Consider the following 12,204-nt stretch of genomic DNA (forward strand, 5'->3'; position numbering starts at 1 on the left):
CCCAAGAAAAGATTGAGGAAGTGATTCCATGGTTCCAGACATCATCTTTCCTAATATTACAAGCACGCTGCAAATCACGGGCTGCCACTTCGGGGAGAAACCTCCCGGCTGGTCCTATCCGAAGCACCATCACCATTTGTATGAGGTGCTGTACTGCCAGGCAGGAGAAGCCAGGCTGTTGATTAACAGCGATGAGCTGCGCCTGTGTCCGGGAGATTGGCTACTCATAAGGGCCGGGGCCCGGCACGAGATCGTTAACCGGACTATAGATGAAGGTTGCTTCTCTTTTTTCAATATTCACTTTGATATCGACGATCATGAAATGCGAAAGTCACTGAGCCGGTCCGAATACAGCTTCCTCCCGGCGCAGGTTGCGGCCGCCACCAATCTGCCTTCACACGTTGCAGAAATTGAGCTGAAGATGCACCAGAATCTACAGGAATCGTCCTTGTCCCCCCTGGAAGCCGAAACAAGACTATCCTTAACCCCTGCGCAAAAAACGTCTCTGCAAGCCTATATCCTGCTGATTATTCATGAGATTATTCTTCTGCAGCCCGAAGCGGGAGATAGCGTACCGGAGGTTACGCAGGATACGACGATCCGCAAGGCGGATACCGCCCACCTGATCGAGGAACGGCTGAAGCATTTAATCTCGGCAGAGGGGTCGATTGCCGAGCTGGCCGGAGAGCTGAACATGAGCCGGAGCCAATGCAGCAAAATATTCAAGAAGGTCTATGGCGTCTCTCCCCGCCAATACCTGACACAGCTGAAGCTGAATCTTGCGAAGCAGCTGCTGGTCAGCACGAACAATACGGTAGAGGATATCGCCGATGAGCTGGGGTTTCATTCGGTTAGCCATTTCTCCAGACAGTTTCGGCGGGGCACCGGCCTTTCTCCCAACCAGTTTCGCCCGCGCCATATGACCTAAAAAAAGAGGAGCCCCCCGTCACAAGCGGTGGCTCCTCTGTTATAACTGCATCTTTATGGTATGACTCTCCCGCAGACTAACGCTGCCCAGTTTTCCTCTTAGGCCAGGATCATAATCCACTCCGCTCTTTAATATATCTGCGTGCCTTCAGTGCATATTCCAAAGGGTTGGCAACGGCCGGGTCCTGCTCGGCCTCGACGACCAGCCAGCCGGTATAATCCGATGCCGCCAGTAAGGCAAACACATCACCGAACAGCAGACAGCCGTCCCCGGGAACTGTGAAGGCACCCGCCTTGACCGCCTGCAGGAAGCTCAGTTTCTCCTGTTTCACAAGGTCGACGATTTCCGGCCGGATGTCTTTCAGATGAACATGCTTGATGCGTGGCAAATGGCTCCGCAGCACCTCCAGATAATCCTCACCGGAAAAGGCGAGATGTCCGGTATCGAATAACAGCGACACCTCTTCAGGAACGGTCATCTCCATCAGCCGTGTAATTTCGGCCGCCGTCTGGATACCTGTCCCCATATGATGATGATAGACAATGGACATGCCCTTCTCGGCGGCCAGTCTGCCGAGCCCGCCCAGCCCGTCGGCCAGCCGGATCCACTCCTCCTCCGTAAACTCCGGCTTCTCAGCGAACAGCGGGGTTGTCATTTGGCCCTGGATGCTTTTGCCCTGTTCGGATACGACGATGACCTTTGCCCCCATCTCCCACAGGAAATCCCGGTGCTTCAGGAAAGCCTCCGCCGTGGCCTGATAAGGCTCCGTCGTCAGAAAAGCACTGAACCAGGCACTGGCGATTTCCAACTGGCGCAGGCTGAGCGCCTGCCGGAGCGCTGCAGGATCACGCGGATATTTATTGCCGACCTCGCTTCCCTGAAATCCGGCCAACGCCATCTCGCTGATACACTGCTCAAAGGTATTCTCCCCGCCAAGCTCCGGCATATCGTCGTTGGTCCAGGCAATGGGGGCAATCGCCAGCTTCACTGCATGTTCTTTGAACATCCCGATCCTTCTCCTTCATCTTTAATAAGGTTTGGCTGCACCAAGCTGCTGCTGCTTCCGCTCAAAAGCCGCCTGAACCTCCGGCTGATCAGAGACCCCGGCTACCCCTACATTCCACCAGGCGCCATATCCGCGGGTCATCGTTTTGGGCAGCACCTTGATATCGATCAGCGTGGACACCGTCTGCCGCTTCGCATCCTCCAGGGCGCTCTGCAGTTCTTCCACTGTGGCAACGCTGTATGTGCGAACGCCATAACCGGCTGCGCTGGCCGCATAATCGATTCTCATGAGCTTCCCGCTCAGCCCGCCGCCGTCTGTGCTCCGGCAACGGAACTCGGTAGCAAAGCTGCCCATTCCCTGCTCCATCTGGAGGTTGTTGATGCAGCCGAAGCCGCTGTTGTCCAGAAGGATGACGTTGATCTTCTTGTCCTCCTGGAGACTGGTCACCAGCTCCGAATGCAGCATTTGATAGCTGCCGTCCCCAACCATGGCGTATACTTCCTTATCCGGCTCTGCTATCTTGATGCCAAGTGCGCCGGCAATCTCATAACCCATACAGGAAAAGCCGTATTCCATATGATAAGTATCCGGCCGGGCGCAGTTCCACATCCGCTGCATATCGCCGGGAAGGCTGCCGGCCGCACCGATCACGATCGCTTCCCCGGAGATGCACTCGTTGATCACGCCGAGCACGCGGGTCTGGGTCAATCGGGTGCCCAGCGTCTCCGAATACTCGGCCAGCTTGTCATCCAAATGTCCCTGTACTTCCGGAGCAAACCCTTCCCCCGTGTATTCAATGCTGGTCAGGCGATTCCGTTCTTCCATCCACCGTTCCCGTGCTTCTGCAAGCTCGGAGGTATAAGCAGAACGGTAATGCAGCTGCTCCAGGGCAGCAGCAAGCGCCTTCAGTCCTTCCGCGGCATCACATACCACGGCAAGCGCGTCAAGCTTGCCCGCATGAAACGCCGAAACGTTGAGTGTAAGAAATTCCACGTCCCCGTTGCGGAACAGGCTTTTGGAAGCGGTAGTAAAATCCGTGAACCGGGTGCCTATGCCGATCACCAGATCGGCTTCAGCCGCTATCTCGTTGGCTGCTGAATTTCCGGTTACGCCGATTCCGCCCAAATTATGAGGACAGCTGCTCTCCACCGCGCTTTTTCCGGCCTGCGTTTCCCCAAAGGGCAGATTGAACTGCTCTGCGAAGGCCTTCAGCTCACGCCCCGCTGCCGAATAACGAACCCCGCCGCCACAGATGATCAGCGGCTTGCTCTTACGGGCAATCAGCTCGGCCGCAGCCGCAATCTCCTCGGGATGCGGCAGACGGCGGATGCTCTTGTGGATACGCGGGCGGAAGAAATGCGCAGGGAAATCCCAGGCCTCGCCTTGGACATCCTGGGGAAGCGCAATTGTGACCGCCCCGGTATCCGCAGGATCTGTCAGCACCCGCATGGCGTTGATCATAGCCAACATCAGCTGCTCGGGCCGGTAAATGCGGTCCCAGTATTTGCTCACCGCCTTAAAGGCGTCGTTTACGGTGATCGACAGGTTGTGTGTATGCTCCAATTGCTGCAGCACCGGGTCCGGCTGGCGGGTAGCAAACGTATCCCCCGGCAGCAGCAGCACCGGAATCTGATTGGCCGTCGCCGTGGCGGCTGCCGTCAGCATATTGGCTGCCCCCGGGCCAACCGAAGCCGTACAGGCCATAATCCGTCTGCGGCGGTTCTGCTTGGCAAAGGCAGCTGCGGCATGCACCATTCCCTGCTCATTGCGTCCCTGATAAACCTTTAGGCCGCCTGGATCGCTTGCCAGTGCCTGACCCAGCCCCAGCACATTGCCATGCCCGAATATAGAGAATACGCCTTGGACAAACCTTTCGGTCTGTCCGTCTATCTCCACGTACTGATTGTTCAGAAACTTCACCAGGGCCTGCGCCGTGGTTAATCTGATCGTGTCCACAAGACTTCCCCTTCCGCTTCAAATTACTGCCAGCGGGCAGTGACCATTTTTTTGCGTGTATAGAATTCAACACCATCTGTACCGTTGGCATGCAAATCACCATAGAAGGAATCCTTCCAGCCCGAGAAGGGGAAAAATGCCATTGGAGCCGGCACACCCACATTGACTCCCAGCATGCCGGATTCGATATGCTCACGGAAATAGCGGACTTTGCCGCCATCATTGGTAAAGATGCAGGCCCCGTTGGCAAACCGGGAAGCATTGGCGGTTGCCACCGCCTCCTCTACATTCTTCACCCGTATAATAGAAAGAACCGGGGCGAAAATCTCTTCCTGCCAAATTTTCATTTCCTGTGTAACCCCGCCAAAGACGGTAGGTCCGATAAAGTAACCTTTGGCGCCGGCCACCCCATCCTTGCGGCCATCCCGGAGCAGCTCAGCCCCTTCGGCAATGCCCTTCTCAATATAATCCAGCGTTTTGTTCTTGTGGCTCTCGCGGATCACCGGGCCCAGGAAAGTATCCTCTTTCATCCCGTCGCCGATCTTCAGCCCGTCGCATTGCCGCAGCAGGATGGACAGCAGTTCGTCGGCAACCTCTTCTTCCACCGTTACTACCGAACAAGCCATGCAGCGTTCCCCGGCAGAGCCAAAAGCCGCATTGATAATCTGTGTAGCACTGGCCTCCAGATCGGCATCCTTCAGCACGATAGAGTGATTTTTGGCGCCGGCAAGCGCCTGAACACGCTTGAGGTTCTCCGTGCCTTTTTTGTAGACATACTCCGCAACCGGCTGGGAGCCCACGAACGAGATGGCTTTGACCCCGGGATGCTCCAGCAGTCCGTTCACTACATCATGCGCACCGTTTACCAGATTCAAGACACCCTTGGGCAAGCCGGCTTCCTCCAGCAGCTCCACCAGACGTGCGGCCAGCAGCGGTGTCCGTTCGGAGGGCTTCAGGACAAAGGTGTTGCCGCAGGCAATGGCGAGCGGGAACATCCAGCAGGGCACCATCATCGGAAAATTAAAAGGGGTGATGCCGCCCACCACGCCCACAGGATAACGGTACATGCCGGATTCGATCCCTGTAGCGATGTCAGGCAGCTGGCGTCCCATCATCAAGGTCGGGGCACCGGCCGCAAATTCCACGCATTCAATGCCGCGCAGCACTTCGCCATGCGCTTCTTTTACACTTTTCCCGTTCTCCAGCGTAATCAGCTGCGCCAGCTCTTCCCAGTGATCCACCAGCAGCTGCTGATACTTGAACAGAATTCTTGCTCTGCGCGGCACCGGCGTCTGGGACCATCCGGCAAAAGCGGACTGGGCCGCCTCCACCGCCCGGTTCAGCTCCGCTCCGGTTGAAAGCGGCACTTCAGCGAGAATCTCTCCTGTAGCCGGATTGTATACGGACTCGGTCCGCAAGGCTTCAGCTTCGGTCCACTCTCCGTTAATATAGTTCTTCAGCACATTTACCGTCTGCTGTTCCATGGGGGTAATCTCTCCTTTGGCGTACAATATTCGATGGTGAAACCCAACCGGCTCCTGCTCAGTAAGCAGCCCCCGTTATTTCCTCGTTACTCTCCAGAAAAAGCTCAAGCTCTGCACGTGTCGGCATCGCATCCGAGCAGCTGTGGCGGGAAATCACAAGCGACGCCGAAGCGCTTCCAAAACGCATCGCTGTACTGACGTCCTCCCCCTTCATCAGGCCGAATATAAAAGCAGACGCATAGGAATCTCCGGCGCCAAAGGTCTTCAGCACCTTGGTGCGGAAGATTCCGCTCCGATGTGAAGCCTCGTCTGCCGTATAGGCAATCGAACCTTTGCCGCCGTGCTTGATGACCACCAGCTTCGCCTGGCGGGAGAACCAGCGGGCAGCAGTGGCCCGGTCATCCGCACCCGGTTCATTGTATAAGTTCTCCATCATGTCAAATTCTTCTCTTGTGCCGATAATGACATCGCATTTCTCCGCCGCAAGATTGTAATAGACTGCGGTTTCCGCAGCCGACTTCCAGGTGTACGGGCGGTAGTCAAGGTCGAAGAAGACGACAACCTCATGCTTAACGGCATATTCAAGCGCCAGGAAGACCGCTTCTCTTGAAGGGCTCTGAGCAAGCGCCGTCCCGGAGATCAGGAGTGCTTTCGATTGCCGGATATAGTCCTCCGAAATCTCCTCCGTGGTCAGCAGCAGATCGGCGGCATGGTCCCGGTACATCAGAATGCTGCACTCCTGGGGGCTTTTGATCTCCGTAAAAGCCAGCCCCGTAACAGCTCCAGTATGGTCAACCGTAACCTGGCTATCGTCAATGTTGTTGGTTTGCAGATATCCTCTGATAAACCGCCCCATCTGATCGTCGGCAAGCTTGCCGATGAATCCGGTTCGCAGGCCTAGCCTGGCCGCTCCTATGGCAATGTTGGCGGGAGAACCTCCCACATATTTGGTGAATGTAACCGTTTCCTCCATTGGCCGGCCCGTTTCGTTGGCATTGAGATCAATACAGAGACGTCCGATGGCGACAAGGTCAAACGGGCGGGTCGGATCGAAGGGTAGAGCGTTCATTATAGTTCCTCCTTCTACTGAAAAAACCATGAATTAGGGTAAGCGCTTAACCTTCATTTACGCATTTAGTATATTTGAATTGTCCCCGCTTTGCAACCCAAATCTGCAGCCCGGCACAAAAAAAGCCGCCCAATATAGAAAGGCAGCTGATATTTGTCTGTCGGATCGGCCAATCATCCTGTTCACACGCCCGCAGCAGGCGCCGGACCCGTAGAATGGCGCACTACCAATTCGGGCATCAACAGTACTTTTCGTTTGGGAGCCCCCTCCTGTTCAATCTCCTCGTTCAGCAGCTGCATAGCCTGTCTGGCCATTTCGTGAACGGGCTGGGAAATGCTGCTCAGCGACGGATGGCAAATCTCCGCCAGCAGGGTGTTGTCAAAGCCGATAACAGACAGATCCCGGGGAATGGAGAGACCGAACTGCCGCGCTTCCTTCAATACTCCGATGGCCAGCAGATCGTTGCAGGCGAAAATTGCCGTTGGGCGTTTTCCCGCAGTCTGGCTCAGCATACGCACCGCCGCCGTTCTTCCGTTCTCCAGCGTGGCCGAGGTCCGGATCAGATTATCCGGGTTATCAAATGAAATCCCGCCCGCTTCCAGGGCCTCCATGAATCCCTGCACACGCAGCTCACTGCCGGGCAGGTTGTCCGAGAGGATGCCCAGGTTGCGATGTCCCAGTGACAGCAGGTACTCCGTAGCCAGATAGCCGCCCTTGTAATCGTCGATGGAGACACTATTGCTCTCCAGCGAGCGGATATCGGCCGAGAAAAGCACCAGCGGCACCCGGTCGCTCAGCATCCGGCGGATCAATTCCGGGCTGCCGGTATGCGACGCGATAATCAGGCCGTCCACCCGCTTGCGCAGCAGCAGGGACATGTAGCGCTCAGCCCTATCGTCATCCCGGTCCGTACTGCAAATAATAATATCGCAGCCCAGCTTCTGGGCATTGTCTTCAAAGCTTCGGGCAACCTCGGCAAAATAAGGGTTCGCGATGTCCGGTATCATCAGCCCAACCGTCCCCGTCTTGCGGCTGGTAAGCGCCGAAGCGACCATGCTCGGCTGATAGTTCAGCCGCTCCATCACCTGATTGACCTTGCGGCGTGTCTTGTCGCTGATCCGGCCATTGCTGTTAAGCACTTTGGAGACCGTCGCAATCGACACTCCCGCTTCTTTGGCGACATCGTAAATCGTTGGTTTCATATTTCTCCTACTCACCTTTACACTGACGGATTTAATATATGAAGTATAGCAAAAACTTTGGCTCTACCTCAAAAAAAGCTGTTGACAGACTTGACGGACCCGAGAAACGTTATTTCGCAAAATCAGCTCATTTTTCTGGTCAAACGGACTCAGGAGCCGCTAAATGATCCATTGACCCTCGTTTTGGGCTAGAGATCATACAATAAGAGCACCTGTGTCCGCATAAAAGGACAACGCTCTTCGTTTCCTCAAATAAGATCCCCTGAGTCCGCTTCCTTGCACATCCGGGCCCGGTGACGAGTGGTTTGCCGGGCCGAAGTCAACCGCTGATTATGGATTTGAGCCAAAAGTTTCTTCAGAGTCTTTCACCTCCATCACTCTGGCGAATTCCTGCACCCTCCCATTCCTGGCACAAACAGGGGGTTTCGGAACGTCCGGATGGCAAAAAGCCGGCCCTGAGGGCCGGCTTTCCTGCTGCAAGAGCATGGATACTCTATGATTTCCTGGCCGGGAATAGCCATTCGTGCTGAGGGTCGTTGCGGAATACCCAGGTCCGGACGGGTCCTGCCATCACGTTCAGATAATAGGAATCATAACCCGGCGGAGCGGATACGGGATGATAACCTTCCGGTACAAGCACCACGCTGCGGTCGTAGACCGCCAGCGTCTCATCCAGTGTTCCGCTGTCATTGTACACACGCTGGATAACAAAGCCCTGCGGCGGATTGACCCGGTGGTAGTAGGTCTCCTCCAAATACGACTCCTCCGGGAGATTATCCTGGTCATGCTTGTGCGGAGGATAGCTGGACCAATTCCCGCCGCGTGTATGCACCTCGACGACAAGCAGACTCTCCGCCTCGCTCTGTTCAGGAAGAATGTTCACCACCCGGCGCGACATGCTGCCGGACCCCCGCTCCTCGGTTCCGGTATCGGAAGGCGTGATCAGCCTGGCTTCGAGTTGGCCTTTTGCCGGCGCAAGACAGACCGCCAGCTCCAGTTCGGTCAGCGCCTGAACCTCGTAGCGGTCTCCTGCCGGGACATACACCGAATACGGCGGGATGCCGTCAAATACCGACATCCGTTCCCCGATGCCGGCAAAGATCACTTGCTCCGTAGCCACTGTTGCGCGGCCCGACAGCAGGACGAGGCAAACCTCGTTATGCTCCGTCAGCGCAGCCAGAGACTCGCCTGCCTGCAGCTGATGCACCTTGAAGCCCACATACTTCCAGCCTGCCGTTTCCGGCGTAACCGATAGCACCAGACCCTGATCGCCCGGGACACCTGCTCTCTTCATCAGTTTTGACATTTCGCTCGTTCTCCTCTCCCGCTATAAACAGCGTATCAACAGGCCTCCACTTCCGTTTGCAGCGGCAGCTGGACAGGAAGCCCCGTTTCCAGCGATTCCTTGGCAGCTTTGGCTATCCGTTCGGCCTGCATGCCGTCATTTCCGCCGCAAATCACCGTTTCCCCCAGCTGAATGGCCGCCGAGAAGCTGACGACTTCATCAATATAGGCCTGAGAATAACGCTCCAGGAAAAAGTGATGCGGCTTATCCCGGGTAATTCCAGCAGCCGTCGATAATTCTACGGTTGTCGGCCTGCAGTTATCGGCACAGGCAGAACCAAGCGAACCAAAGACCTCCACCCGCTGGTCATACCCATAGACAGCCTGACGGCTGTTGTCGATGACAGCGATGACTCCGTTCTGAAAAGACAGCGTAACGACAGCGGTATCGATGTCTCCGTTGCGGCCAAACACCGGGTCAATCAGGTTGGCCCCGCGCGCATACACCTCTACGACTTCGCTCCCGGCAAGATACCGGGCCATGTCGAAGTCGTGGATCGTCATATCCATGAACATTCCCCCTGAAGAGCGGATATACGCTTCGGAAGGCGGCTGCGGATCACGGGAGGTGATCTTCACCACATGCGGTGCTCCCAGCTCCCCCTCTTCAACGAGCTGCTTGAGCCTGCGGAAGTTAGGATCCATTCTGCGGTTAAAGCCGACCTGAAGCAGGACGCCCTCCTCCCCGACCACCCGCAGCGCTTCCATTGTCTTCTCCAGCGACAAGCTGACCGGTTTCTCGCAGAAGATATGTTTGCCGGCCCGTGCCGCCCGTATAATCAGTTCCGCGTGTGTATCGGTCGGGGTGCAGATAAACACGGCCATAATCTCCGGGTCCTGCAGGATAATCTCCGTATCCGTAGTCAATAATCCAATGCCCTGGCTTTCCGCCCATAGCTTCAATTCCTCATTTAGATACGCTTCCGAGACCGCTTTCACTTCCAATGACGGCAATTTCTGCAGATTATCGACATGCAGCCTGCCGATCCGTCCGGCACCGATAACACCCACTATAACCTTGTTCATCTTGGCTTCATTCTCCTTTTTAGGGTAAGCGCTTAACCTAATTCCATTACAGTATACTCCAGTCCCCCTCCCACTTGCAATAGAGCAGCTGAAACTTCTTAAACGAACAAAAGAAATGCCCAGACAGCATAAGCGTAACTGCGGTAAATGTTTGGACTTCCGGCCGCTGTTGAAATCCGATGACAGCTTATGCTCTCGATGCGAGCTTTCCTGCGGAAAGCCTTAGAGCGAATGCTACTTCATAGCCATCCTCTATGAACCATAGTCTATCTCCACCTACCTGGTTTTCATTATTAAGACCGTTATAAAAAACAATCCCGGTCGATTGACCGGGTCATAAGTTTATTGCAGGAGCTTGCTTATCTCGTTCAAGTTTTCAGCGAAACCAACGAACACCTTGTCTTGAATGACAATGGTCGGTACGATCTGCTTTCCGGTCATCTCCAGCACTTCTTTCGCATATTTCATATCTTCTTCGCAGTTGTATTCGATAAAAGGTATCTGCTGCTCATTGAAGTAACGCTTGGCAAAATGGCAGTCACTGCAGGTCGGAATCGTGTAAATCTGGATCGGTTCTTTCTGATTGATTTCTGACATGGATGTTCTCCTCCTTTAAGCGATGATTTGTTTCAACTGCTCCATCGAGATTCGATCCACGAATTTGCTGAATTTCTCTTTCCCTTTTGACTGCTCCTTGTAGAGATAGATTAGCGTGGATACGACAGGTACAAGCCGTTCTTCCGTTATGCCGGAGATCAGCAGTCGGCCCACCGCGGCCTTGATTCCTTTGGGCTCTCCTCCAACGTAAATATCGAACGTGTCTCGCATTTTAACGACGCCGATATCTTTCAGCAATGGTTCACTCGTGCCCAGCGCGCAGCCTGCGTAACCAATCTTCAATGGCGTGGGTGTCTTGATGCCGGCAATCGCTCGATTCAAGATACGCGCCGTCTCCAGGCCGGCTTCTTCCGCGCCTTTGCAGAAGTTGCAGGCAATCAGACTCTTGGTCGCAAACCCGGTCGGATACACTTCCAGACCGGCTCGCTCCAGCTCTTCCTGGATGGATGCTTTCTCATCAAGAGATACTTCCACGTAAAGCTGCTTGAAGGTGGTCATTTCAATTTTGGCGTCTGAACCTGCAACCGTACCAATCTTGGCAAGCTGCTCTGGCGTGAACAGGCTCCCCCCGACTTGAATGGCAGGCGATACCGCCAGTTTTGTCTTTTCTCCCATGATCCTTCTCCCTTTGCGCTTCCGTTATTTTACATTGATGACGAACGGTACGGTGAACACTTCGCCGCCCTGCTGAAATTGTCCCCAGATTTTGTACGTCCCGCTTTGCGGAAAAGAAGTCGCGAATTTCGCATCCGGTCCGGTCGCCTTCTCATCGATCGGATGGACATGAAGATACTGATTAGCATCTTCCGAAAGAATCACGACATGACCGACCGCGCCCAAATAAGGCTGCAGGCTATCGATCCCCTTCTTCGTCTCCGCATCACGGATGTTGAAGGTCAAGGTCACGTCTTCTTTCGGCTTGGCGGCGTTCATGATCAGCTCGATTTCCTTGCCATCAACTTCTTTCACTAACTTCGCGTCAACTGCAATTGCGGCATGCTTTCCTTCCTTACCTTCTACCTTTACCCACTCGCTGAGCGTTGTATTGGCGCCGCCAGTCGGGATAAAGTCTGCAAATACCTTGTACTCACCGCCAGCCGGGAACGAAGTGTTCACCGTAAATGTGCCGTCTCCCTTAAACTCGGGATGAATGTGGTTAAAGAACGACAAATCGTGATTGACGATGATGAGATGAAGCAATTTCTCATGATTGACCTCATACTTATCGACCGGTTTCCCGTTTTTGTCCGTAACTCGGATGGTAAATTCCGTATCTTCGTTTGCCCTTGCAGCACCTGCGGGGAAGGCAAACGATACGTTAAGGTCCTTCGTGGCAGGTGCGGCTTCTGCGCCATGACCGCCGTGGCTGTCTCCGTGCTCCATGTTTTCCGCCTCCGTTTTCTCATTTCCTGCAGGCTTCCCGGCGTTCTTTTGCCCGCTGCTGGCTGCATGACCGGCATGGTTATTTCCGCCTGCGGGCTTCTTGTCCTCCGCTTTGCCGCATGCGGCCAATACGCTAAAAGCAAGCACCGCTGCAGCGACGAGGATGATTTTCTTCTTCATGGTTCGTA

At 54.9% G+C, this 12,204-nt stretch carries 11 protein-coding genes; 1 reads left to right on the plus strand and 10 read right to left on the minus strand.

Annotated elements, in window-relative coordinates:
- Positions 1-28 precede the first annotated feature (28 nt).
- On the plus strand, positions 29-928 hold the full coding sequence (locus IEY53_RS04780) for an AraC family transcriptional regulator (RefSeq protein ID WP_189022473.1): 900 nt from the start codon (positions 29-31) through the stop codon (positions 926-928).
- 109 nt (positions 929-1,037) lie between these two features.
- On the opposite strand, the gene iolE is transcribed toward IEY53_RS04780, so the two are convergent.
- The 10 genes from iolE to IEY53_RS04830 all read right to left on the minus strand — a co-directional run bounded on the left by iolE (position 1,038) and on the right by IEY53_RS04830 (position 12,196).
- Entirely contained in the window at positions 1,038-1,934 is an 897-nt protein-coding gene (gene iolE, locus IEY53_RS04785; protein WP_189022476.1) for a myo-inosose-2 dehydratase, read from the minus strand.
- A gap of 21 nt (positions 1,935-1,955) precedes the next feature.
- Positions 1,956-3,890 (minus strand): 3D-(3,5/4)-trihydroxycyclohexane-1,2-dione acylhydrolase (decyclizing), encoded by a 1,935-nt coding sequence (gene iolD / locus IEY53_RS04790; RefSeq protein WP_189022477.1) that lies wholly within the window; start codon positions 3,888-3,890, stop codon positions 1,956-1,958.
- A gap of 23 nt (positions 3,891-3,913) precedes the next feature.
- The gene (locus IEY53_RS04795) at positions 3,914-5,374 is read right to left on the minus strand and encodes a CoA-acylating methylmalonate-semialdehyde dehydrogenase (protein WP_189022478.1); all 1,461 of its coding nucleotides are present in this window, start codon (positions 5,372-5,374) and stop codon (positions 3,914-3,916) included.
- 58 nt (positions 5,375-5,432) lie between these two features.
- A complete protein-coding gene (gene iolC, locus IEY53_RS04800; protein WP_189022479.1) occupies positions 5,433-6,443 on the minus strand; it encodes a 5-dehydro-2-deoxygluconokinase in 1,011 nt (336 codons plus the stop codon).
- Positions 6,444-6,625: 182 nt separating this feature from the next.
- Complete coding sequence (locus IEY53_RS04805; RefSeq protein WP_189022480.1) at positions 6,626-7,645, minus strand: LacI family DNA-binding transcriptional regulator; 1,020 nt, start codon at positions 7,643-7,645, stop codon at positions 6,626-6,628.
- Between the two features lie 493 nt (positions 7,646-8,138).
- Entirely contained in the window at positions 8,139-8,951 is an 813-nt protein-coding gene (gene iolB / locus IEY53_RS04810) for a 5-deoxy-glucuronate isomerase (protein ID WP_189022481.1), read from the minus strand.
- 35 nt (positions 8,952-8,986) lie between these two features.
- On the minus strand, positions 8,987-10,015 hold the full coding sequence (gene iolG, locus IEY53_RS04815) for an inositol 2-dehydrogenase (RefSeq protein WP_189022483.1): 1,029 nt from the start codon (positions 10,013-10,015) through the stop codon (positions 8,987-8,989).
- 342 nt (positions 10,016-10,357) lie between these two features.
- On the minus strand, positions 10,358-10,612 hold the full coding sequence (locus IEY53_RS04820; RefSeq protein ID WP_189022485.1) for a glutaredoxin family protein: 255 nt from the start codon (positions 10,610-10,612) through the stop codon (positions 10,358-10,360).
- A 15-nt stretch (positions 10,613-10,627) separates the two neighbouring features.
- Positions 10,628-11,248: an NAD(P)/FAD-dependent oxidoreductase gene (locus IEY53_RS04825; RefSeq protein ID WP_189022487.1), complete on the minus strand. Its 621-nt coding sequence runs from the start codon at positions 11,246-11,248 to the stop codon at positions 10,628-10,630.
- Positions 11,249-11,272: 24 nt separating this feature from the next.
- Positions 11,273-12,196 (minus strand): DUF8832 domain-containing protein, encoded by a 924-nt coding sequence (locus IEY53_RS04830; protein ID WP_189022489.1) that lies wholly within the window; start codon positions 12,194-12,196, stop codon positions 11,273-11,275.
- Positions 12,197-12,204 lie beyond the last annotated feature (8 nt).

The organism is Paenibacillus albidus (genome assembly GCF_014644435.1).
GTDB classification, from domain to species: domain Bacteria; phylum Bacillota; class Bacilli; order Paenibacillales; family Paenibacillaceae; genus Paenibacillus_AQ; species Paenibacillus_AQ albidus.